We start from the raw sequence: 24,181 nt of genomic DNA, 5'->3' as shown, positions 1-24,181 counted from the left end.
CCCAGACTTAGCTGAACACCAGCGCGATGAGAGAGATGAAAATTGGCGCAGAAAGCGTACTGAATAAAATGCCGTCGCGCGCGAAACTGAGCCCCACGTTATAGCGCGCGGCGTAGTTATACACGTTCTGGCCGGTGGGAAGCGCGGCGAGGACCACGCAGCCGTACAGCGTCGCTCCGCGAAAACCCATGCCCCAAGCCAGCGCGAACGCCACGAGCGGCATGACCACATTCTTCAGCAGCGTCACCGTGGCCACAGCCGGCACGTTCGCGCCCTTCTGCAGCGGTTTCGTGCCGTATAAGCTCATGCCGAACGCCATGAGGATGAGCGGAACGGCGGAATTCCCTATCATCTGAACGGGGTCGAAGATCCAGCTCGGCACGAGGAAGCTGCCGTACAGCGACGACAGCCAGGAGATGAGGATGCCGCCGAGCGAGCCGATGAGCAGCGGCTGATGCAGAGGCTGAGCGGCCACACGTTTAAGCGAAAATTTTCCGCTCGTCTGCAAATCCAGAACAGTGAGCGCCACCGGCGTGAACAGCGCCTGCTGCATGACGAGGATAGGCGCCACGAGAGCCGGATTCCCCACGATGTACGTGGCCACGGGCAGGCCGATGTTATTCGAATTCAGATACAGGCTGTTCAGCGCGCCGATGGTCGTCTCCGCAGCAGACATCCGAAATACAGCCGCGTTCAGGAGGATGAAGAGCACGCCCACGATGGCAGCCGAGGCAAACGCCACGATGATAGTGGGACTAAACAGTACGCTTAAATCCTCCTTCGCGAGGATAGCGAACATAAGGCACGGGCTGGATACGAAGAAACTGACGCGGTTCAGCACATACTGAGCCTGCGAACCGCCTATCTTCATGCGTGCGGCCACGTATCCCACGGCTATGACGATGCCTATGACGGCGAATCCTTGTAATGCGCTGAGTAATCCCATACCACCATAGTGCCACAGGGGCTGGTGCCGGGGCGTGGTTCGTCCGTGATGCGGTTCGTTTACCATAGAACGTATGACTGATGAGAAAAAGTATACGTCCACGCTCGCGCCAGACGGGCAGCTCGCGCCAGGCGGAAAGATCTCGCCGGACCAGAACCTCGACGAGATCTTCGCCGCACTCATGCACACGTACTCCGTCTCGGACTCGGAGAGCGCGCTCGCGGACAGCGTGGAAGCCTTCCTGCGTGCGTGCGCGCATCTGCAGGTGCACCGGTATGGGGATACAGTCGTGGCGGCCACGCATTTTTATGACGGAACTTCGCACACAAACACTTCGCACACGAGCGCCCCGCGTGTTATCCTCGCCGGGCACATCGACGTCGTGCCGGTTATCGAGAATTTCCCGCCCCGTATTCTGAGTGCGGGCGATGGTACTATACGCCCCGATGTGGCTGAACGCTACCCACATTCGGATGTGATGTGGGGCCGTGGTGCCACGGATATGAAGGCGAGCGATGCCGCGTTCCTCTACCTCGCGCGAGAGCTGGATAGCGCTGAGAAAACGCGTGTGGACATCACGTACGTTTTTTATGATCATGAAGAGGTTCAGGCTGAGAAGAACGGCCTCGGTAAGGTCGTGGCCGCGCATCCGGACTGGGTGGCGGCAGACTTCGCCATCATCGGAGAGCCGACGAACACGCTCATCGAAGGAGGGTGTAACGGCACGATGCGTTTCGACGTTCTTACGCATGGCGTGGCGGCTCATTCGGCACGCGCATGGATGGGGCGGAACGCTATTCACGCGGCGGCGGACGTTCTGCGCACGCTCGCTGAGTATGAGCCGGCTACCATCCGAGTGAACGGGCTCGAGTACCGCGAAGGCTTGAATGCGACGATGATTTCGGGCGGCGAGGGCACGAACATCATTCCGCAGGAGTGCAGAGTTCATGTCAATTATCGTTTTGCTCCGGATAAGACTATCCACGAGGCGAAGGCCCTTCTCATGGGAGAAGAGTGTGCGAGGGTCAGTGGCGTAGGCGTGGGGCCAGTGCGCGCGGACGGCGGGCTCTTCGCGGGATATGACATCGACATGAAGGATGAATCCGCAGGAGCGCGTCCAGGACTGGACAGTCCGCTCGTGGATTCTCTCGTGGCACGCGTGCGCGAGCGCAGCGGCCAGGAGCCGACGGCGAAGTTCGGCTGGACGGATGTGGCGCGTTTCAGCGAGCTCGGCATTCCAGCGGTGAACCTCGGTGCAGGAGACCCGCTGCTCGCTCATAAGGCGGATGAGCAGGTGGCTCTTCAGGAGCTGCATGAGTACACTGACCTACTGTGCGGATGGCTGAGTGAAAACCGGTAAAACGGTAGGAGATACCTGTGTGCTAGACTAGGGGGTGGCAGCTCTGCGTAGCAGCCACCCCCTATGCGTCGATCCCCTTGCATCGAGTGAGAGACTCAAGCCTGGCAAGCGCTGGTGTCCGCATAGATGAGACAGACTTTTTACACCGTGCGCGCCGCACTTTTTCGAGAAGGGCGTAGCTGTGCACACGAAACGATATGCAGGCGCAGCTGCATGACTGGAGACATCAGTGTCTAACCCTGTGAATAATGAACCACCAGTGCTGGGACGTCGTACAAATAAGGGAGCTCGCCGCGTCGTGCGCGTGACGGGGGCTCAGGATTCGAAGGTAACGGAGGTAGAGCATGTAGCTCCTCCAGTGGTGGAGCCTGTGGTGCAGGCAGCTCCTGAACCTGTTCAGCAGGCTCCTGCCGAACAGTATCACCATAGCGAGCGGATTCAGAAGCTCGCGAAGGAAATCTTCGTCGATGAGGGCATAGAACTCGTGGAGGAAGAAACTGCGAAGCCAGAAAGAATTGAACTTCCAGAAGCAAAGCCGCAGTCCGAGCGTCCACGCCATAAGGCCACCATGCGCCTCGAGGACCTCGCCATAGCTGGACGCGAAGAGCAGAAAGAGCCAGTGAGCCGCGCTGCGCATGAGCAGGATGCAGACGAGGAGGACACGCCTCGCAGTCGTTCACGTCGCGCGCGTGCAGCTGTCAGTCAGATGCTCGAGTTCTCTTCGCCGGAAACGCCGCGCGAAACGCCAGACTTTAGCGAGCAGCTCAGCGCGCCACGTTCGAACCCTATGATGAGCCTCCTTTTCCAAGCGCCAGTGCTGCCAGATGCCCTGCAGAAGCCGGCTCGCGCGAACTCGCGGACTAGTGAAGCGAGCGAGGGCGAGGAACAGAACGAGGATGCTTCGACGCGTCGCGGACACCGTCGGGAACGTACGAACTCGCGGACTCGCACAGCGCGGAACGCGCGCGGACACTCTAGCGAGGATATGCTCGAAAGTATCTCCCAGGCCCTCGACGAGACGGAGCGTCACCGCGGAACACACACGGTGCAGGCCTCGGAAGATGCGCAGGACACACAGAACGCTGATGAGGAACTCACGACGCGCCGCCGGAACCGTCGCTCCACACGCAGTGAACGGGGTGAACGCGCAGAGCACTCCGAACGTAGCGCTCATACAGAGCGTGCCGAGCGTCCACAGGATGAATTTGCTGAGGAAAGCCGCTCGCGTCGCTCTCGCCGCCTGAACGCGCAGGAGAGGCGCGCGGCTGCCGAGGTCGAGCTCATAGAAAGCGACCTCGAGTACGACGAGATAGACTACGAGCCTATAGACACGTCAGCTGAATATGCCGAATACTCCGAATACGAGGAATTTGAGACGAACTCGGATGCGCAGGATGCTGGTTCTCAGGACTCTCAGAGTTCGCGCGAGAATGCTCGCAGTAAGGCTCGCGAGGGCAGCGAAGCAGACGAGAACGAGGACAGCGAGCGCACGCGCCGCCGTTCGCGTCGCTCCCGCACGTCCTTCATGCAGGACGATGATGACGAAGAGCTGACTACGCGTCGCCGTCGCCGTCGCCGTTCAGCCCGCTCGGACGATGAAGCGAATTCGAACTCGAACGATGGAAACGATGGAAACGATGCGAGCGGTGTACATGCAGGCGGCGGTCACTCTGCCTCTCGCGTGCAGGGCGAGGATGGAGAAGACGCTGAAACGAGCTCGTCCGAGCATACGCGTCGTCGTTCGCGCTCTGGTCGCCGTTCGCGTGGCGCGGGTACAGATTCCTTAGCAGTCGAGACGCCTCTGCGCTCGCGCAAGCAGCAGTACATCGACGAAATCACGGACATCGAGGGCTCCACGCGCCTGGAAGCCAAGCGTCAGCGCCGCCGTGATAACCGCCGCGACCGTAACCGCCAGGCAGCGCTCATCACCGAGCAGGACTTCCTCGCACGCCGTGAAGTAGTGAACCGCATTATGGTGGTCCGCGAACGGGGTAACCACACGCAGGTCTCCGTCATCGAGGATGACGTGCTCGTGGAGCACTACATCTCGGACATCGAAGAGGTGTCCGCCGTGGGGAACATCTACCAGGGCCGCGTGCAGAACGTGCTGCCGAGCATGGAAGCCGCGTTCGTGGACATCGGTCAGGCGCGAAACGGCGTCCTGTACGCCGGTGAGGTGAACTGGGATACCACGCGCCTCGACGGCCAGCCACGCCGCATGGAACATGCGTTTAAGTCCGGAGACCCTGTGCTCGTCCAGGTGACGAAGGATCCTATCGGGCATAAGGGTGCGCGCTTGACCAGTCAGGTGACCCTCGCGGGTCGCTTCCTCGTGCTTGTGCCATCCGGTGGCATGACGGGCGTGAGCCGTAAGCTGCCAGAGCGTGAGCGTGCGCGCCTGAAGTCTATCGTCTCGAAGGTGGCTCCAGAAGGCATGGGCGTCATCATTCGTACCGCTGCGGAAGGTGCTTCGGAAGAAGCCATCGTGCGCGACCTCGAGAACCTCAAGCACCAGTGGGATCACGTGAATGAGCAGCTTCAGCGCTATAAGTTCTCGCGTAAGCCACACTTACTGCAGGGCGAGCCAGACGTGGTCATCCGCGTTATCCGCGACATCTTTAACGATGATTTCGCGAAGCTCGTGGTAGAAGGAGATGGTGTCTACGAGCGCATCCACGAGTACATCGAGACCTCCGTGCCAGACCTGCTCGACCGCGTGGAAAAGTGGGATCCGGAAGAGCATCGCGGTAAGGACGTCTTCGACCGCTGGCAGATAGACAGCCAGCTGCGCAAGGGCATGGAGCGTCAGGTGTATCTGCCGTCGGGCGGTTCGCTGGTCATCGACCGTACGGAAGCCATGACCACCATCGACGTGAATACGGGCCGATTCATCGGTAAGGGTAAGTCGCTCGAAGAGACGGTGACGCGCTGTAACCTCGAAGCTGCTGAGGAGGTCGTGCGTCAGCTGCGTCTGCGCGACATCGGTGGTATGGTCATGATCGACTTCGTGGACATGGTTATGCCGGCGAACCGCGACCTCGTGCTGCGCCGCCTCGTCGAGTGCCTCTCGCGCGACCGCACGAAGCATCAGGTGGCGGAAGTGACCTCGCTCGGACTCGTGCAGATGACGCGTAAGCGCGTGGGGCAGGGGCTCGTCGAGGCGTTCTCGGAAGAGTGCCCGACGTGCGGCGGCCGCGGCTTCATTCTGCATGATGAGCCGACCGTGTCCGCGCAGTACTCGGATCCGTACGCGATAAAGGGCGGCGACCCGTTCGTGAAGACGAATAAGCATGGCAATTCTACAGATCCTCGCGACACTCACGAGGTGCGTGGCGGCCGCGACGAGGAGATGAGCTCCTCGTCGCCAGCGAGCTCTTCGCCAGTGAGCTCTTCACCAGTGAGTGTCGGAACGACGGAAGCGGTGAAGAACTCCATGGCGGCCATCGCTGCTGCGGGGAAGAGCGTGGAAGCTGTGCAGGATCACGAGGATACTGTCGAAACTCTACCGGTGCAGACTCTACCGGTAGAGACTGAGCTTGCAGCTACGGAGTCGGCAGCTACGGAGCCGGCAGCTATAGAGCCGGCAGCTTCGGAAGAAGCCGCTGAAGACGCGCTACACGATGCCGAAGGTCCAGCTCAGGAAGTAGACTAGGAAGTCCTGTGTGGTGCATAGCTTGACGTTTGTCAAGGTGTGTACTATAGTAGATTGTTGGTGTCTTTTGAACCTCTCGGGCGAGCGTGCCCGAGAGAAGGTTCGAAGGATAGTACGTTAAAGCTTTTAAGAGGCAAAGGTAAGAACATGTACGCTATTGTGAAAGCCGGCGGCCACCAGGAAAAGGTCGAGGTAGGCGATGAATTTACCGTCAACCGTCTTGATGCAAAGAAGGGCGATACCGTAGAGTTCCCTGTTGCACTCGTAGTTGATGGCTCCAAGGTAACCCTCGCGGCTGCTGATTTGGCGAAGATGTCTGTGAAGGCAGAAGTCGTCGATGACGAGGCGAAGGGCCCTAAGATTCACATCCAGAAGTATAAGAACAAGACTGGTGTAGCACGCCGTAAGGGCCACCGCCAGAAGTTGACTGTTCTCAAGGTCACCTCCATCGCCTAAGTGCGGTCGAGAGCCGATTAATTCTTTCGAAAGGAATATGTCATGGCACATAAGAAAGGTGCGGCAAGTACCCGCAACGGTCGCGATTCAAACCCACAGTACCTGGGTGTGAAGAAGTTCGGCGGCGAAGCAGTAGTGGCAGGTAACATCATCGTTCGCCAGCGCGGAACCAAGTTCCACGCAGGTCAGAATGTGGGTCTCGGTAAGGACCACACTCTCTTTGCACTCGCAGACGGCACTGTAAAGTTCGGTGTACGCCGCGACCGCAAGGTAGTAGACGTTATCTCCGAGTAGTTCTACCAGCTCGGATCGCTAAAAGCCGCGCCCCACTGTGAGCGCGGCTTTTCGTGTTTTATACACGGTAGATTTAAGGATAAGAAGATGAGTGACTTTGTAGACCGCGTAACGGTTCACGTAAAGGGCGGCGACGGTGGTAACGGTGCTGCCTCTATCCGCCGCGAAAAGTATAAGCCGCTGGCTGGGCCAGATGGTGGTGACGGGGGCGATGGCGGTAGCGTCATCGTAGTAGCGGATACGAACTCCACGTCCCTGCTGGACTACCGCTTCGCTCCACACCGCACAGCGCCGAATGGCACTATGGGGAAAGGAGACGATAAAGACGGCTCGAAGGGCGAAGACCTCATTCTTCCTGTCCCTGTGGGAACCGTTATCTTCGCATCGAAGCGTTCCTCGTCGAACGCTTCCTCGGCTACAGCTACTGTGGCTGCAGCTGCGAAGCATACGAACGGAGAAGTCCTCGCAGACCTCAGCCATCCAGGAGATAGCTTTGTGGTAGCGCAGGGTGGTGCTGGCGGACTCGGTAACCGTTCCCTCGCGAATAAGAGCCGTAAAGCTCCGGGTTTTGCGCTTCTCGGTGAGCCAGGTGAAGAGCGTGACGTCATCTTCGAGCTGAAGTCGATAGCAGATGTGGCTCTCGTGGGCTACCCAAGCGCAGGAAAGTCCTCGCTCGTCGCCACGCTGTCCGCTGCACGTCCGAAGATAGCGGACTATCCTTTTACTACTCTCGTACCAAACCTCGGCGTAGTGGATACAGGGGATAAGCGCTTTACCATAGCAGACGTACCAGGCCTTATACCAGGCGCTGCACAGGGTAAGGGACTCGGCCTCGAGTTCCTGCGCCACATCGAGCGTACAGAAGTCATCGCGCACGTCATCGACTGCGCTACTCTCGAGCAGGACCGCGACCCTGTAGCAGACTATGAAGCTCTCGAGCATGAGCTCGCCCAGTACGCAGATCAGCTGGATGTGCCACTGGGGTCCATCCCTATAGCGGAGCGTCCACGCATCATCATTCTGAATAAAGCGGATATTCCTGATGCGAAGGAACTCGCAGAGTTCGTGAAGCCAGACTTCGAGAAGATGGGACATAAGGTCTTCATCATCTCCACCGCGTCCCACGAGGGGCTTAAGCAGCTTACGTACGCTCTAAGTTCGCTCGTGGAAGAAATGCGCGTTCAGGTGCGTGAGCGCATGGCTGCTGTGGAGGAAGAGCGCGTGGTTATTCGTCCGCTGGATGAGCGAGATGCGAACGGTGCGCAGCGTAAGCGTCGTAATGCTAAGGCTGTGGGACTCGGATATGACTTCGAGATAGAGCGTGAGCAGGACCGCGACGGGAACTTCTGGTTCACTGTTACTGGACAGAAGCCAGAGCGCTGGGTTCGCCAGACGAACTTCGATAATGAGGAAGCAGTGGGCTACCTTGCTGATCGCCTCGCGCGCCTCGGCGTGGAAGACGCTTTGCGTGCGAAGGGTGCTCATGTGGGCGATGAAGTGCGTATAGGCCGCGGTCAGAACGCGATGTCCTTCGACTGGGATCCTACAGTTCAGGCGGGTGCGGAAATGCTGGATGGTGACCCTCACGCTCAGCGTGGTCATGATCTTCGCCTCGAAGAGGCTCAGGGCCTGAACCGCCGCCGTACGAATACCGAACGCCGCCGTCAGTACCACGAGTGGATGGATGCGAAGACTGCTGTGCGCGAAGCTATGATGGCAGAACGCCAGTCTGGACACTGGGCAGATCCGTCGCGTGTGGATGATCCTGAGGGCCATCAGGACTTCCTGAAGCGTTTCGATAAAGCACAGGATGAAGCGTCCGAGGAAGAAGGCAGCCGCTAGTATGCCATGGACTGAGGAGCAGACGCGCGCGCGCATTCTACAGGCGCGTACAGTAGTCGTAAAAGTAGGGTCGAGCTCGCTTACCTCACAGGAGGAGGGCTCGAAGGGTATGCTGGATGTCCAGAAACTCGATAGGCTTGTCTCTGCCTTGTCTGCTGCCGTGCAGATGGGCGCACGCGTCGTCCTCGTCTCCTCCGGGTCTGTAGCTGCGGGTTTGAAGCCGCTGGGCTTTACAGAGCGTCCGGACGATTCTGTCTCGCGTCAGGCTGCGGCTGCTGTGGGCCAGGGTCTGCTTATGGCGCAGTATGAGAAATCGTTCGCGCGCTTCGGCATTCGCGTGGGCCAGGTGCTCATGTCCGCGTCGGATACGATGCGTTCGTCGCGCTACCGGAATGTGCATAACACCATGGAGCGCTTGCTCGAGCTGGGCGCTGTACCCATCGTGAATGAGAATGATACGCTCGTGACGAGCGAGGTAAAGTTCGGTGATAACGACCACCTCAGCGCCCTCGTGGCGAACATCGTCCGTGCGAACGCGCTCATCCTGCTGTCCGACGTGGACGGCCTGTATACCGCGCCGCCGAGTGAGCCGGGCGCGCGCCGTATACCGTTTATTCAGAATGCCATCGACGAGATAGACAATTCATCCATCTCCGGATCCGGCTCTAGCGTGGGCACAGGCGGTATGGTGACGAAGGTAGATGCGGTACGCATCGCTACGGCATCGGGCATCCCGTGCTTGCTGACCTCTGCTCATAACGCGGGTCCAGCTCTGCTCGGAGATACTGTGGGGACCGCCTTTGCGCCACTACGCGCACGCGAATCCTCGCGCCGCCTGTGGATAGGCTATGCCTCGCATCCTCAGGGAAGCGTGGTCGTGGATGATGGTGCTGTGCAGGCACTGCAGACGGGAAAGCCGAGCCTACTCGCTGTGGGAACTCTCGGCGTCGAAGGAGAGTTTTCCGCAGGTGCACCTGTCTGGGTGGAAGATGCTCAGGGACAGAAGATAGCGCGGGGCATCTCTGCCTTTGACTCGGATGACATCATCTCACTCGCCGGGAAAAATACTGAGCAGATAGAGCGATTCCTCGGCTCCGAATACGCGCGCCCAGTCATTCACCGCGATGACCTCGTACTCGTGGAGACGCCAGCTCAGTAGAGTCTAGGCTTCTACGAGAGGTGTAATATCGGCTATTTTCGAGCTATCAAAAGTGAGAAGGTCATAGTCGCGCTGAAGATTCAGCCAAAACTCTGCACTCGTTCCCAGTGCTTTGGAGAGTCTATAGGCGAGGTCCACCGTCAGTGAGCGCTTATTATGAATGATGTCGCTGATAGTGGACTGGCTCACACCTATAGCCTTAGCGAGCTTATAGCGGGAGATTCCTAGAGGAGAAAGGAATTCCTCGTCGAGGATTTCACCTACTGTGCTGGCATTTTTATTCTGCGGCATAGATTCCCTCTTCGTTTATGCTTCTGTGATACAGATATACTAGCACATCACTGCCACCCAGTACACTAGAGGCTATGGCAGAACTGAGTACACGCATACAGAACGTCGCGCCCTCGGCCACGCTGGAAGTGGATCTGAAAGCGAAGGCGCTGAAGGCCAGCGGCGTCGACATCATAGGTTTCGGCGCGGGAGAGCCAGACTTTCCTACGCCAGAAAACATCGTGCAGGCAGCAGTAGAGGCTGCGCGCGACCCGAAGAATCACCGCTATACCGCCACGCCTGGCTTGCCAGAGCTGCGCGCAGCTATAGCGCAGAAGACCCTCAGAGACAGCGGCTACGATGTGACGCCAGATCAGGTGGTCGTCTCGAATGGCGGTAAGCAGGCTGTTTACATGAGCTTCCAGGTGCTGCTGAACCCTGGAGATGAGGTCATCGTGCCTACGCCATGCTGGGTGTCGTATCCGGAGACCATAAAATTGGCAGGAGGAGTGCCTGTCGAGGTCTTCGCGGGCGCTGAGCAGAACTTCGAGCCGAGCATCGAGCAGATAGAAGCCGCGCGTACGAGCCGCACGAAAGCCATCATCGTAAACTCGCCGAATAATCCGACCGGAGCGCTCTGGTCGGCGGACACTCTCGAAGCTATCGCGCGCTGGGCCATCGAGCACGACGTGTGGGTCATCTCGGACGAAATTTACGAACACATGACGTATGACGGGCGTACGACGGCGCACATCGGCGCTCTCGTGCCGGAAGTGCGCGACCGTCTGCTCGTGCTGAACGGCGTGGCGAAGACGTATGCCATGACCGGCTGGCGCGTGGGCTGGATGGTCGCTCCACCTGCGGTCGCGAAGGCTGCGGGTAAGCTGCAGGGGCATCTGACGTCGAACGTCTCGAACGTTCCGCAGCGCGCGGCCTTGGCTGCCGTTTCGGGAGACCTCAGTGCGGTGGCAGACATGCGTGCGGCGTTCGACCGCCGTCGCCACGCCATCGTCGAGGCGCTGAATGCGCTGCCGGGTGTCACGTGTGCCATGCCGTCTGGCGCGTTTTACGCGTTCGCGGACTTCAGCGCGCTGCTGGGCCGTCCGCTCGGTGCTCATGGCACGGTCTGCGAGACGACCGTCGAGCTGGCTGCGCTCATCCTCGACGAGGTGCATGTGGCGGCCGTTCCGGGCGAGGGCTTCAGCGCGCCGGGCTACATCCGCTTCTCGTACGCGCTGGCAGACGCGGACCTCGCTGAGGGGATGCGCCGTCTGTCCGCGTGGCTGGCTGACTAGTGTCAATTTTCCCCCTCGGCGTGGCGCGTCTCGTCCTAGCATTCGTGCCACGCTGGAGGGGCTGAAAAATAAGCGATTAGACGAAATCGACCTTCCACGCTAAACTAGACATTCGGCGGCTGAAAAGCCGAACGTCCGCGCATAGTCGAGGGGGTTTGTCAGAATAATAAGGCAATCCCGTGGATTGTGTACGACGAAAGACAGTACACCTAGGGGTCTGGCGCAATTGGTAGCGCAACGGTCTCCAAAACCGTAGGTTGTGGGTTCGAGTCCCGCGGCCCCTGCTAGGGCAGTAGAAGGAATACTGCTAGTAACACGATAAAGGATTGCATCATGGCTAAGTCTGAGAACGCAAATGTGGGCAAGGTAAGCAAGCCTAATGTCTTTGTGCGTATCGGCATGTTCGTCCGACAGATGTTCCAGGAGATTTCTAAGGTCGTCGCGCCATCCGGTAAGGAACTTCTCGGCTGGTCTGTGGCCGTCTTCATCTTCGTCGTTCTGCTGATGCTGTTCATCACCAGCCTCGACTTCGGTCTGGGCCGTCTGATGGTCACGCTCTTCGGGTAATCCTTTTTTTCATACGCGTATATACGACACGACCCAGTAGGGAATTATGACTGAAAATATAGAAGATCAGGTAGAAGAAACTGCTGATGCTGTAGAAGAATCTGTAGAGGCAGCAGAAGAGCAGGTAGAGCTCGACGCTGGTGAGAAGGCAGTTCAGGCCTTCTCGAAGTCTCTGCGTGGACTCGAAGGAAAGTGGTATGTTCTGCACACCTACTCGGGATACGAGAAGCGTGTGAAGATGAACGTGGAATCCCGCATCACCTCCTATGGTCTCGAAGAGCAGATCTTCCAGATAGAAGTACCTATGGAAGAGGTCGAGCAGCACACGGATAAGGGGAAGAAGATCGTCACCCGCGTGCGCATCCCAGGATATGTGCTCATCCGCATGTGGCCAGATGAGGATGCTCGTCGCATCGTTCGCGAGACCGAAGGTGTAACAGGCTTCGTGGGTAATGGCGGTGAGCCAGCTCCTCTGTCCCGTAAGGAAGTAGTCTCCATGATGGCTCCTATGATTCGCTCCGAAGCGCTGAAGGAAGCAGGAGATTCCACTGGCCGTCAGAAGGCACGTCAGATAGAAGTGAGCTACACCGCTGGTGAGTCTGTGACCGTCACTGATGGTCCATTCGCTACGATGCCAGCTGTCATCTCTGAAGTGAACGCAGAGACGCAGAAGCTGTCTGTGCTCGTGTCCATATTCGGTCGTGACACACCAGTAGAACTGGGCTTCGACCAGGTCGAAAAGATCGACTAAGATTTTCGTTTTTCGCACTGCGCCGCGTGTATCCGGAAGGGTACACGCGGCGCGTGTGGTAGAGGAAGAATTGTCCTTCCTCTAGAGCAAAATAGTAAGGCTGGCCTTTACGCGGGATACCGGGTGAAGGCGCCGAAAGTAAAAGTCGCGGGAGGGGCGTGAAAGCGCTCCGTAGAACCGCTCACAGAAAGAAGAACCATAACATGGCTCCTAAGAAGAAAGTCTCAGCACTCATCAAGCTGCAGATTGCTGCAGGTAAGGCTAATCCTGCTCCACCACTGGGTCCAGCACTCGGTTCCCATGGTGTGAACATCATGGACTTCACGAAGCAGTATAACGATGCTACGAAGGATAAGATCGGTCAGATCATCCCAGTAGAGATCACTGTATACGAGGATCGTTCCTTCACCTTCATTCTGAAGACCCCTCCAGCAGCAGAACTTCTTCGCAAGGCAGCTGGCGTGGATAAGGGTGCAGGTAACCCACTGACCACCAAGGTAGGTTCCGTAACCAAGGCACAGGTACGCGAGATCGCTGAAACCAAGATGGCTGACCTGTCTGCTCGTGACATCGAAGCAGGCATGAAGATCATCGAGGGTACCGCACGTTCCATGGGTATCACCGTAACCGACTAGTATTTATCCACGAAGCAGAAGGGCAAACGCTTGCCCACACTGCGACTGCTAAGGAGAAGCAGATGACTAAGCGTTCTAAGAAGTATCGCGAAGCTGCCGAAAAGGTAGATCGTTCTAACCTCTACACCGCATCTGAAGCTATCGCTCTGCTCAAGAGCATGCCAGCTCGCGGTTTCGACGAGACCGTCGAAGCTGTTTATAACCTGAACGTAGACCCACGTAAGGCTGACCAGCTCGTTCGCGGCACCGTGAACCTGCCTAACGGCACTGGTAAGACCGCTCGCGTGATCGTCTTCGCACGTGGCCCACAGGCTACCGCAGCTCTCGAAGCTGGTGCAGACGAGGTCGGCGATGCAGAGCTCATCGAGAAGGTGTCGAAGGGTTACACCGACTTTGATGCAGTAGTAGCTACCCCAGATATGATGGGTCAGGTCGGCCGTCTGGGTCGTGTGCTCGGTCCTCGTGGCCTGATGCCTAACCCTAAGACTGGTACCGTTACCATGGATGTGGCGAAGGCTGTGTCTGACATTAAGGGTGGTAAGATCGAGTTCCGCGTGGACCGCCACGGTAACCTGAGCTTCATCGTGGGTAAGCTCAGCTTCACGGAAGAGGCTCTCGAAGAGAACTTCCGCGCAGTAGCTGACGAAATCCGCCGTCTGAAGCCAGCCACCGTGAAGGGCCGCTACATCACGAAGGTCACCATGACCTCCACGATGGGCCCTGGTGTTCCACTGGATGTGGCTCCACTGGCTGCATAGTTTCGGCTTGACCGGCTTCTAGCTTTAGGGACCGGTAAAGGTTCGCGACGAGAACCTTGTACTTATGTACGTACGCGAAAGCGCTCATACTCCGTCCGGAGTGTGGGCGCTTTTTGCGTGGGGCTGGTGTGGGGCTGGGCTGGGGCTGACTGGGGTGGCTTGGGTGGAAGGATATGCGGCTTGCTCGAGGGGGGAGTGAGCTTTTTGGGACGTTTCGAGGGTTTGCGTGCTGGCTCCATGCAGAGGAGAACCTAGTGTTTATGCCGATTTGTGCTGTGGGGATGAGCTGCAGGTGTCCTGAAAAGCTCACTCCTGCTGTGAGAGGTGGGGTTCGTAGGAGTGCAGACTGCTTTTCGAGCACTTTTGGGCTAATTAGGACGCGGACCCGTCACTTTTGGGCTAATCCCGACGCTCAATTTTCGCCGGACAGGGATCTGGAACGATGATTCCCGTATTCAAGCCATTCTGCACGGTGGGAATTCCAGGCTCGACGAGGGCGAGCGTCGGGATTAGCCAGAAACTGTCAGAGGCTGCGTCGGGATTAGCCCTAAAGTGCGCATAAGTGCACGGCGCCGCCCTCAGCGGGCATGCCCTCCGCTAGTCTGGAAGCATGACAGACGAACGAATTGTGCCAGCGACCCCAACCCCAGCAGCTCCAGCAGCCCCAGCCCCAGCCATCACTCTGAACGATGGCCGCTCCATCCCGCAGATAGGCGCAGGCGTCCTGCGCATCGATAACGGTGACGTAGCGCGGGTCGTGCAGAACGCCCTCGAGGTAGGATACCGGCACATCGACACGGCGGCGGGCTATGGGAATGAAGACGGTGTGGGCCGTGGCCTGGCCGAAGCAGGCTTCGCCACAGGAGAAAACCGCGAAAGGCTCTGGCTGACCACGAAGCTGCGCGACTCCGAGCAGGGCTACGACTCCGCACGAAAAGCGTTCGACCGTCAGCTCGCTCTCCTTCGCACTGACTATGTGGATATGTATATGATTCACTGGCCGACGCCGTTTGATTGGCGTAGCGAGGAAACGTGGCGCGCGTTCACTGAGCTGCGCGCTGATGGACGTGTCAAAACCCTCGGTGTGTGTAATTTCATGCCGTCTGACCTCGACCGCCTCTATGCAGAGGTGGGAGAGTACCCAGCTGTGAATCAGATAGAGCTACACCCTACCTTCCAGCAGCGCGACGTCGTGGAGTACTGCCGGGACCACGGCATAGCCGTGCAGGCATACTCGCCGATGGCGCGCGGTGCGGACCTGACAGCGGGCGGGGCAGAACTAGAGAATATAGCGAAAAACCACCAGGCCACAGTCGCGCAGATTATTCTCGCCTGGCATCTCCAGAATGGCACCATCATCATTCCGAAGTCCGTCCACCGCGACCGTCTCGCCGAGAACCTCGCATCCGCGCAGATTACACTGACCTCGCAGGACATAGCTTTCCTCGACTCTCTGAATACGCAGACGCGTGCTGGCCACGATCCCGCCACGTTCTCGTACAGCTAAGTCGTACAGTTAACCAGCGGAAGGACGAGGAAGAATTGGCCAGAAGAAAAAGAAGAAAGCTGAGCAAAGCCCAGCAGAGGTGGAACACGCTCGTCGCGGCGGTCGTGCTGCTCGGCGTGCTCGTCGGGTATCTGCTGCCGTACATCAGCTCGAGCGTGGACCGCGCGACGGGCGGCTATACGGCGTCGGGGCAGGCGGCGGACGTTCTGCAGACGCTCCAGGTGGTGGACGACCCGCAGCCGCTGAGCCGGTATAATCGCGAGTATTTCGGTTTCCGGGAGACGGACGAGGACTCAAACGGGTGCGACGCGCGCGAAGATGTGCTCGCCCGCGATCTGACGAACGTGCAGTTCCGCGCGGGCAGTTCGTGTAAAGTGCAGTCGGGCACACTCGCGGACCCGTATACCGGGAAGACCATTCATTTTCAGCGCGGCGTGCAGACGAGTAAAGCCGTGCAGATAGACCACGTGGTGGCGCTGAGTAACGCGTGGAATTCCGGCGCGTATAAGTGGAAGACGGACGAGCTGCGCCGTTTCGGGAACGACCCGTATAACCTGCTGGCTGTGGACGGCCCGGCGAATCAGGAGAAGTCGGATGCGGCGGCGGATCAGTGGTTGCCGAGTAACGCGAGTTTCGACTGTGCGTACGTGGCGCGGCAGATAGGCGTGAAGGCGAAGTATGCGCTGAGTGTGACGAGCGCGGAGAAGGACGCGATGCTGAAGGTGCTGCACGGCTGTCCTGCTCAGGCTGTGCCGAGCAGCTGAGGTCAATTTTTCCTCTCAGAAAAGAAGTGCGCAGGAACGTCCCTGACGGTTCGCTCCTGCGCGACATAGAGAAAAGCCGATGATTCCAAGAGAAGAGGGTTAATAGAGGATAATCACCGGCCCACTTAAAAATATAGCAACTCTCGGGCGGCATTTCAAATGAACGCGCCGTAAAAAACAAAATTCTTTTATTCTTTCGGCGAAGAATGGCTTAATAGTTGATTTTACTAGGAAAAAAAATAGTTAGGCTGGTAAACGAAACCGAGCGCGTCGGGTGTTTCTCGGTGCGAGTGGGCGTTATGTAAGGCATCTTTACGTAAGGTGGGGCGGGGCGCGATGGACGGGCGCCGTTCGCGGGGAGCGTGCAGAGCGCGCTGTAGCAGGGCCGTAACATATTTGGCACGCCGATGCGGTAAAATGCGAATGTATATGTTCCATGAATTACATCATGAATACTGAGAGAAGTTATGCGTCTATCACATAATGATCATTCTGAGTGTGTGCAGTCTGCACAGCCATGGCGTCGTATCCTTCGCACTGTCCTCGTGGGCACGAGTGCGTCGGTTTTGCTTTGTGGCCTCGCAGCCTGCGGAGATAACACTCCGAGCCCATCTCTGACACAGTCGAGCGCTCAGGCGCAGGGCTCGTATACGGAAAAGTTAAGCGGAGAGTTCGCTGCAGCGGGCGCATCGTCTCAGAAGTCGGCAGTGGATGCCCTCATCGTGGGCTACAGTGCACTTCAGCCGAACATAGCCATGTCCTATGACCCGTCGGGGTCTGGAGCTGGCGTGAATACCTTCCTCACGGGAGCAGTGGCCTGGGCTGGTTCGGATGCCTCACTGAGCGACGAGCAGATTCAGTCTTCCCAGGCCGTATGTCTAGGATCCACAGCTTTCGAGATTCCCGTCTACGTCTCTCCTATAGCTGTGGCTTATAATCTGTCTGACTATGGCTTGAATGACAGCTCGGTGCACATGAGCCCGAGCACCATAGCGAAGATCTTTACAGGGAAAATCACTTCCTGGGATGACCCACAGCTGAAGAAAGAAAACCCGGATATAGCGGATAAGCTTCCTTCTCTCGAGATTACGCCCGTATGGCGCTCGGATAAGTCCGGTACCACGAAGACGTTCCAGACCTACCTCCATCACACCGCACCGAATGACTGGACGAGCGAGCCAAGCGAGACTTGGCCGAACAGCCTCGGACAGGGTGCGAAGGGCACTCCAGCTGTGACCATGACCATCGGTCAGGCGCAGGGCACCCTAGGATATGCGGACTTCGCGCAGGTTTCGGGCCTCGGCACCGTGGCTGTGGGTGTGGGCAGCGACTATGTGGCTCCGTCGCCTGAAGCGACGGCGAAGCTCATCGACGAATCGGCTGCGAGCTCGGACTCGCTCGGTGCAGATGGGCGCTTCGTTATAGATGTGAACTACGCCACCCAGGAATCGGGCGTGTATCCTATAGCGCTCGTCAGCTATGACATCGCCTGCCCGGTGTATAAGGACGCGCGCACAGCCACGTACACGAAGCAGTGGCTCACTTATGCCCTCAGCGACGCAGGTCAGAAGATATCTCAGGATAATGCTGGCTCGGCGCCTATCCCACAGAGTTTGCGGGAGAAGATGCTGCCGGTTATCGATTCCATCACAGCAGCTTCTTCGGGCACAGCGGCGAAGAACTAGGCGAGAAAAGAGACATCCGTATGAAAAAACTCACTGCAGATAAACTCTTCCGCTGGACTGCCACTGCTGCAGGCATCCTCATCCTCGGTGTGCTGGCCGCGGTCTTCGTCTTCCTGCTCATCCAGGCATCGCCTGTCTTTTTCGGAGACCGTGCTGCCGCCGAGAAGACTATTTCCTCCTTTACAGGTGGCCGCACCACGAGCTTCTTAGCTTTCGTGGGGCCGCTTATCTTCGGTACAGTGCTGGCCTCGGGCCTCGCGCTCGCGCTGGCCTTCTTCGTGGCCGTGGGCATCGCGCTGTTCATCTCGCACTATGCTCCGAAGCGACTCTCGTCGCTGCTGAGCTACGTGGTGGACTTGCTGGCAGCCATTCCGTCTGTGGTATATGGCCTGTGGGGAGCGCTCGTGCTCGTGCCGAATATGTATCCGGTGTGGCAGGTGGTGAATGCCGTCTTCGGCTGGATTCCACTTTTCGCGGGTCCTGTCTCGAATCCTCCGCGCACGGTGGCCACGGTCGCTGTGGTTCTCGCGGTGATGATTCTGCCTATCATCACCTCCATGGCACGCGACATCTTCGTTCAGACTCCGCTGCTTCAGCAGGAGGCTGCGCTGGCACTCGGCGCCACGAAGTGGGAGATGATTAAGCTCGCTGTTCTGCCATTTGGCGCGAATGGCCTCGTCTCCGCCTCGATGCTGGGCCTGGGCCGTGCACTCGGCGAGACCATGGCTGTGCTCATGATCCTGTCTCCGGGAAGCACATACGGCATTCACCTGCTCACAGCCTCGCAGAACCAGACCATCGCCGCGAACATCGCTGCTCAGTTCCCTGAAGCGGATTCGCTCGGCGTGTCTACGCTTATCGCGTCGGGCCTCGTACTCTTCGTCATCACCTTCATCGTGAATTACATCGCTCGGCGCATCACGAAGGGCGGCGGAAAATTGACCTTCAGAAAGAAGGAGAAGAAGTAAATGCGCACTCCAGACTTCGACAAATTCAAGCCGACGCGCTCCTCGCTCGCCGCGCGCAAACGCACGGACATGCTCATGCGCGTGCTCATCTACGCGGCCTTCCTCGTCGCGGTCATTCCGCTCGTTTCCGTGCTGTATACGACCATCGTCCACGGCATCACGCGGTTCGACTGGTACTTCCTGACTCATAACATGCGCGGCGTCGTGGGCGGGCTGTATCCGTACGGCGGCATCCTGCACGCGGCCGTGGGGACGCTCGAAATTACGCTCGGCGCTATGGTCATCTCGGTGCCGCTCGGCATCATGACGGCCGTCTACCTCGTCGAGTATTCCGCGAAAAAACGTCTGCATAAGACCATTTCGTTCTTCATCGACGTGATGAGCGGTATTCCGTCCATCGTCGCCGGACTTTTCGCGTACTCCATGTTCAGCCTGATCTTCGGGCCGGGTACGGTGAACGGTTTCGTGGGTTCGGCCGCGCTGTCAATTCTTATGATTCCGACCATCGTCCGCTCCACCGAAGAGATGCTCTCCATCGTGCCGGTGGATCTGCGCGAAGCCGCATACGCACTCGGAGTCCCGAAGTCGCGTACCATCGTGCGCATCGTGCTGCGCACTGCCCTGCCAGGAATCGTCTCGGGCGTTATCCTCGCCATAGCGCGCGTTATCGGCGAGACGGCGCCGCTGCTCATCGCGGCCGGATCCATCTCGAGCACGAACTTTAATCTCTTCTCCGGGCGTATGACCACGCTTCCGGTGTACGTGTATAACGAATTCCAGCAGGGTATGGCCTCCTGCCCAGCAGGATCTGCGCTGGGAACGGACGCGTGGGGCGTGTGTGTGCCAGGTATCCGCATGGAGCGTGCGTGGGCAGCAGCTCTCGTGCTCATTCTGCTCGTGCTGGTGCTGAATGGTATAGGCCGACTCGTGGCGAAGGTCTTCGCCGTAAAGACGAAGTAATAAGGTAAGGTAGTTTCTATGGGACAACGCATCGACGTGAATCACTTGAACGTCTACTACGGGGACTTCCACGCAGTAGATGATGTGAACATGGTCATCGAGCCGAATAAAGTGACGGCTTTCATAGGCCCTTCGGGCTGCGGTAAGTCTACCGTGCTGCGCACACTGAACCGCATGCATGAGACCACTCCTGGCGCGCATGTGAAGGGCGAAGTGCTGCTCGAGGGTAAAGACCTTTATGCGCCAGATACGGACCCTGTGGCTGTGCGCCGCGACGTGGGCATGGTCTTCCAGCGCCCGAATCCATTCCCTACCATGTCCATCCGCGATAATGTGCTGGCTGGCGTGCGTCTGAATAACAAGCGCATCGCGAAGTCGGATGCAGATGACCTCGTCGAATGGGCTCTGCGTGGTGCAGCGCTGTGGAATGACGTGAAAGACCGTCTGGATAAGCCGGGAATAGGTCTGTCTGGTGGTCAGCAGCAGCGTCTGTGCATCGCGCGCGCCGTGGCCGTACACCCGCAAGTGCTCCTCATGGATGAGCCGTGCTCGGCTCTGGATCCTATCTCCACGCTGGCGGTCGAGGATCTCATCGGCGAGCTGAAGGACGAGTTCACCATAGTGATCGTCACGCATAACATGCAGCAGGCTGCGCGCGTCAGCGACACGACGGCGTTCTTTAACACCCAAGGTTCTGGTAAGCCAGGCCATCTCGTGGAGATGGCGGATACCACCACGATTTTTTCCAATCCACAATCCGAAGAGACGGAAAATTACATTTCCGGTCGTTTTGGTTAAATAGGAGATATGCGAGGCTGCCCTGTAGGTGCAGCCTCGACTCATTTCAGAGGCATATGTCGTATGGACTGGGACGTGTACGCGGGAGGTCTTCAAGCGCGGACACGGTAAATACAAAAAATTAGAGAAGAAAGAAAATCGAAGATCATGGAAAAGTTCTTCCACTTGAAGGAAAACGGAACCTCGGTATCCACCGAAATCACCGCAGGTCTGACCACCTTCTTCGCGATGGCCTACATCATCGCAGTAAACCCTAGCATGCTCGGCCAGACGGGTATGCCATGGGGTGCAGTATTCCTCGCTACCATCATCGCATCCATGATAGGTACGCTTATCATGGGTCTGTTCGCAAACGTGCCATACGGTCTCGCACCGGGCATGGGTCTGAACGCATTCTTCACCTTCACCGTCGTGAAGGGCGTGGGCTTCACCTGGCAGGAAGCTATGGCCATGGTGTTCGTTTGCGGTATCATAAACATCGTCATCACCGCGACGTCGCTTCGTAAGATGATCATCAAATCCATCCCACCTATGCTCCAGCATGCCATCGGTGGCGGTATCGGTATCTTCATCGCCTACGTGGGTCTGCTGAACATTAAGGTGATAAACTTCGAGTCTGGCGCTCCAGCGCTCTCCTCCTTCGCAGATCCTAACCTGCAGATCTTCCTTATCGGTCTGGTCATAGCAGTGGCCATGCTTCTCGTGAAGTTCCCAGAACCACTCGCCTGGGTGAATAAGGGTGCCTTCGTCATCGCCATCGCTGTGGCAGCACTCATCGGTATTCCATACGGCGTGACGAACATGGGTCAGTCGGTGAGCATCGTTCAGGCATTCCAGCAGCTTCCAGAGACCTTCCTGGCCATCTTCACTCCTGCTGGCTTCCCATCCCTCTTCTCGAACGCATCGCGCCTGCCACTCGTGCTGGTGACCATCTTCGCGTTCTCCCTGTCTGACACCTTCGACACCATCGGTACGTTCATCGGAACGGGTCGTCGTGCAGGCATCTTCTCTGAGCAGGATGAGAAGGAGATGGAAGAAGGACACGGCTTCAGCTCGAAGATGGATAAGGCTCTCTTCGCAGACGCGACCGCTACCTCCATCGGTTCCCTGCTGGGTACGTCGAACACCACCACGTATGTGGAGTCTGCTGCGGGTATCGCTGCAGGTGGACGCACGGGTCTGACCTCTGTGGTCGTGGCCATCGGCTTCGCACTGTCCACCATCTTCGCTCCTATCATCTCCGCTATTCCTAGCGCAGCCACCTCGCCAGTTCTGGTCATCGTGGGCTGCATGATGATGAGCTCCTTCGCAGACATCGAGTGGAATGACCTGTCTGTGGCCATTCCAGCCTTCTTCACGGGCATCTTCATGGCCTTCTCGTACTCCATCTCGTATGGTATCGCGGCTGGCTTCATCACGTACTGCATCGTGAAGACCTGCACAAAGGAAGCCACGAAGGTACACCCTATCATCTGGGCTGTGGCCATTCTGTTCATAGCAGATCTGGCTCTGCAGGCCATCGTGTAAGAGTCTCGTACAGACGCACGTACAGGGGGCGCAGTTCTCGACACGAGGACTGCGCCCTTTTCGTACCTCGAAATACCGCCACGCGCGTATGCTAGAAGGAAGTGACCATAGGAGGAAAAATTGGCAGAAAAAGCTCTGAACATAGCATCACTGAAGACGTACTCTGAGCACTTTAATGCAGACCGCGCGAACCGCGTCGCCGCGAACGCAGCAGTCAGCATGGGAGTCCTGCAGGCGGCCACGGCATACGCCGGAGCGCGCGCCGTGCCGATGGACTTTAACGTGGAACTCAAGCAGGGAAGCATCACGAACCAGCGAAATTCTGGACGCTGCTGGATGTTCGCCGGACTGAACGTCCTGCGCTACGAACTCATGCATAAGTGGAACATCGCAGACTTCGAGTTCTCCGAAAACTATCTCTTCTTCTGGGAGAAGATGGAGAAGGCGAACACGTATCTCGAATACGTGCTCGAGACCATCGACGCGCCGACGGACGACCGCCGCTTCCAGCTCATTAACGAGGGCCCGGTACAGGACGGAAACTGGTGGAAGGGCTTCGCAGACCTCGTCACGAAGTACGGTCTCGTGCCGAAGAGCGCGTATCCCGAGTCTGCAAACTCGCGCAGTTCGGATGACTTCATCCAGTACATTAACTCGAAGCTGCGCGAATTCGCCATCCAGATGCGCGAGGCGCACAAGCAGGGCGAGTCGCTCGAGCAGCTGCGCGCTCGCAAGGACGAGTACATGGATCTCGTGTACCGCATGTGCGCTATCTCGCTGGGTGAGCCGCCGGTAAAGTTTGACTTCTTCGCGCGCGTGGAGGATGACGCGGAGAAGGGCGAGAAGGAAGACGAAAAGAAGCAGAAATCTGGAAAATCCGGAAAGGACGAACGCAAGCAGATCGTGGATCTCGGCATCACGCCGCTGGAATTCTATAAAAAGTATGTGCCAGTGGATGTGAATGACTACGAGACTGTCATAAACAGCCCACTCGAGTCCACTCCATACGGAAAGCGTTATGCGTATAAGAACTCAGCCACGGTCATCGAGGCGGGGAATATGGATGCGCTGAACGTGGACCTCGATACGTTCCGTGCGGCTGCTACGAGCATGATTAAGGACGGCCATCCAGTGTGGTTCGCCTGCGACTGCACCCAGTTCGCTCTGCGTCGTGCCGGGTACTTCGACGAGGGTACGGTGCGCGTGGATGAGCTCTTCGGCACGAGCTTCATGCTGGATAAGGCGCAGGGGCTCGAGTACATGGACTACCCGAGCAACCACGCTATGACTTTCATGGGCCTGAACCTTGACGAGAATGGCCAGCCGAACCGCTGGAAGGTGGAAAACAGCTGGGGTAAGGATAACGGTAAGGATGGCTACTATGTAGCGTCGGGTGCATGGTTCGACCGCTTCGTGCGTGAGGTCATCGTGCTGAAGAAGTATCTGCCGGCTGAGCTGCTCGAAGCGGAGACCGTGGAAGTCGAGCCATGGCAGCCGGTGAGCCGTATGTGCCGGTAGTGGACGATATGGACAGAACTGGCAAAAATTTCAGTAGGAACTCGACTTCATAGATTTTTACTACTGGTATGTTTGGAGTGTCCTTTTTGTTCGGTATTTGGACAAAAGGGACACTTCATATTATTGCTAGAGTAAAATAATAGAACCTATTCAACGATGATAGAAAGGAATATTATGAAGCATATATCTAGAGTATGTTCTGTTGTGGTATCAGCTATCGTGATAGTTGGTTTTGGTTTTACTATGAATTATTCGTTTGCAGCTGATAGCACCGGTGAAAGTGTTTCGCATGGTTATGCATCATTAAGGAAGCGTTGCGACTTTATGCGGGGTAATGAATGTTTTGATCATTGGATTCCTACTGAAGAGACATGTAAAGGAGTAGGAATCTGGGGCACAGCTCGGCAGCAACAACAGTGTTTTGCTGTATATGGAGTAGGCTCTCGCGGTTAAATATGATAGAGAAAGG

Annotated in this window: 21 protein-coding genes, 1 tRNA gene and 1 pseudogene; 21 read left to right on the top strand and 2 right to left on the bottom strand. The window is 57.6% G+C overall.

The window, feature by feature from the left end; all coding sequences use genetic code 11:
* Positions 1–7: 7 nt before the first annotated feature.
* On the bottom strand, positions 8–946 hold the full coding sequence (locus tag ALMA_RS02705) for an AEC family transporter (RefSeq protein ID WP_094726284.1): 939 nt from the start codon (positions 944–946) through the stop codon (positions 8–10).
* Positions 947–1,127: 181 nt separating this feature from the next.
* Between ALMA_RS02705 and dapE the strand changes: the two genes are divergently transcribed.
* From dapE to proB, 6 genes are all read left to right on the top strand, one after another.
* Positions 1,128–2,306: a succinyl-diaminopimelate desuccinylase gene (dapE, locus tag ALMA_RS02700; RefSeq protein WP_244568842.1), complete on the top strand. Its 1,179-nt coding sequence runs from the start codon at positions 1,128–1,130 to the stop codon at positions 2,304–2,306.
* A 241-nt stretch (positions 2,307–2,547) separates the two neighbouring features.
* Positions 2,548–5,958 carry an Rne/Rng family ribonuclease gene (locus ALMA_RS02695; protein WP_420807209.1) on the top strand — a complete coding sequence of 1,137 codons (3,411 nt, stop codon included), beginning with the start codon at positions 2,548–2,550 and terminating at the stop codon, positions 5,956–5,958.
* Between the two features lie 147 nt (positions 5,959–6,105).
* Entirely contained in the window at positions 6,106–6,414 is a 309-nt protein-coding gene (gene rplU, locus ALMA_RS02690) for a 50S ribosomal protein L21 (protein ID WP_086106787.1), read from the top strand.
* A 42-nt stretch (positions 6,415–6,456) separates the two neighbouring features.
* A complete protein-coding gene (gene rpmA, locus ALMA_RS02685) occupies positions 6,457–6,708 on the top strand; it encodes a 50S ribosomal protein L27 (protein ID WP_086106788.1) in 252 nt (83 codons plus the stop codon).
* 87 nt (positions 6,709–6,795) lie between these two features.
* Entirely contained in the window at positions 6,796–8,550 is a 1,755-nt protein-coding gene (gene obgE, locus ALMA_RS02680) for a GTPase ObgE (RefSeq protein WP_094726282.1), read from the top strand.
* 1 nt (position 8,551) lies between these two features.
* Complete coding sequence (gene proB / locus ALMA_RS02675) at positions 8,552–9,709, top strand: glutamate 5-kinase (protein ID WP_094726281.1); 1,158 nt, start codon at positions 8,552–8,554, stop codon at positions 9,707–9,709.
* A 3-nt stretch (positions 9,710–9,712) separates the two neighbouring features.
* Here the strand turns inward: proB and ALMA_RS02670 are convergent, their stop codons facing one another.
* On the bottom strand, positions 9,713–10,000 hold the full coding sequence (locus ALMA_RS02670; RefSeq protein ID WP_094726280.1) for a HigA family addiction module antitoxin: 288 nt from the start codon (positions 9,998–10,000) through the stop codon (positions 9,713–9,715).
* Positions 10,001–10,074: 74 nt separating this feature from the next.
* Here ALMA_RS02670 and ALMA_RS02665 point away from each other — a divergent pair, with 74 nt between their 5' ends.
* From ALMA_RS02665 to ALMA_RS08025, 15 genes and pseudogenes are all read left to right on the top strand, one after another.
* A complete protein-coding gene (locus tag ALMA_RS02665; protein ID WP_094726279.1) occupies positions 10,075–11,274 on the top strand; it encodes a pyridoxal phosphate-dependent aminotransferase in 1,200 nt (399 codons plus the stop codon).
* Positions 11,275–11,485: 211 nt separating this feature from the next.
* Positions 11,486–11,558, top strand: a tRNA-Trp gene (locus tag ALMA_RS02660).
* A 49-nt stretch (positions 11,559–11,607) separates the two neighbouring features.
* Positions 11,608–11,841: a preprotein translocase subunit SecE gene (gene secE, locus ALMA_RS02655; RefSeq protein ID WP_086106792.1), complete on the top strand. Its 234-nt coding sequence runs from the start codon at positions 11,608–11,610 to the stop codon at positions 11,839–11,841.
* A 73-nt stretch (positions 11,842–11,914) separates the two neighbouring features.
* Positions 11,915–12,592 (top strand): annotated as a pseudogene (nusG, locus tag ALMA_RS02650) (transcription termination/antitermination protein NusG); the annotation flags it as partial.
* A 203-nt stretch (positions 12,593–12,795) separates the two neighbouring features.
* Positions 12,796–13,227 (top strand): 50S ribosomal protein L11, encoded by a 432-nt coding sequence (gene rplK / locus ALMA_RS02645; RefSeq protein ID WP_086106794.1) that lies wholly within the window; start codon positions 12,796–12,798, stop codon positions 13,225–13,227.
* Between the two features lie 62 nt (positions 13,228–13,289).
* On the top strand, positions 13,290–13,985 hold the full coding sequence (gene rplA, locus ALMA_RS02640; protein WP_086106795.1) for a 50S ribosomal protein L1: 696 nt from the start codon (positions 13,290–13,292) through the stop codon (positions 13,983–13,985).
* A gap of 610 nt (positions 13,986–14,595) precedes the next feature.
* On the top strand, positions 14,596–15,492 hold the full coding sequence (locus ALMA_RS02635; protein WP_094726278.1) for an aldo/keto reductase: 897 nt from the start codon (positions 14,596–14,598) through the stop codon (positions 15,490–15,492).
* A 35-nt stretch (positions 15,493–15,527) separates the two neighbouring features.
* Positions 15,528–16,256, top strand: a complete 729-nt coding sequence (locus ALMA_RS02630; RefSeq protein WP_094726277.1) for an HNH endonuclease family protein — start codon at positions 15,528–15,530, stop codon at positions 16,254–16,256.
* A gap of 467 nt (positions 16,257–16,723) precedes the next feature.
* Positions 16,724–17,941 (top strand): phosphate ABC transporter substrate-binding protein PstS, encoded by a 1,218-nt coding sequence (locus ALMA_RS02625; protein ID WP_094726276.1) that lies wholly within the window; start codon positions 16,724–16,726, stop codon positions 17,939–17,941.
* A 20-nt stretch (positions 17,942–17,961) separates the two neighbouring features.
* Positions 17,962–18,909 (top strand): phosphate ABC transporter permease subunit PstC, encoded by a 948-nt coding sequence (gene pstC / locus ALMA_RS08035; protein ID WP_148140237.1) that lies wholly within the window; start codon positions 17,962–17,964, stop codon positions 18,907–18,909.
* A complete protein-coding gene (gene pstA, locus ALMA_RS08190; protein ID WP_211278327.1) occupies positions 18,910–19,869 on the top strand; it encodes a phosphate ABC transporter permease PstA in 960 nt (319 codons plus the stop codon).
* Between the two features lie 18 nt (positions 19,870–19,887).
* Complete coding sequence (gene pstB / locus ALMA_RS08185; RefSeq protein ID WP_086106801.1) at positions 19,888–20,667, top strand: phosphate ABC transporter ATP-binding protein PstB; 780 nt, start codon at positions 19,888–19,890, stop codon at positions 20,665–20,667.
* 147 nt (positions 20,668–20,814) lie between these two features.
* On the top strand, positions 20,815–22,194 hold the full coding sequence (locus tag ALMA_RS02610; protein WP_094726275.1) for an NCS2 family permease: 1,380 nt from the start codon (positions 20,815–20,817) through the stop codon (positions 22,192–22,194).
* 120 nt (positions 22,195–22,314) lie between these two features.
* Positions 22,315–23,712 (top strand): C1 family peptidase, encoded by a 1,398-nt coding sequence (locus tag ALMA_RS02605; RefSeq protein ID WP_094726274.1) that lies wholly within the window; start codon positions 22,315–22,317, stop codon positions 23,710–23,712.
* 174 nt (positions 23,713–23,886) lie between these two features.
* Entirely contained in the window at positions 23,887–24,165 is a 279-nt protein-coding gene (locus ALMA_RS08025) for a hypothetical protein (protein WP_148140236.1), read from the top strand.
* Positions 24,166–24,181: the final 16 nt, after the last annotated feature.

It is taken from the genome of Alloscardovia macacae (assembly GCF_002259705.1).
Taxonomy (GTDB): Bacteria; Actinomycetota; Actinomycetes; order Actinomycetales; family Bifidobacteriaceae; genus Alloscardovia; species Alloscardovia macacae.
The sequence above is the reverse complement of the archived record's forward strand: the minus strand, read 5'-3'. Positions and strand labels throughout refer to the sequence as shown.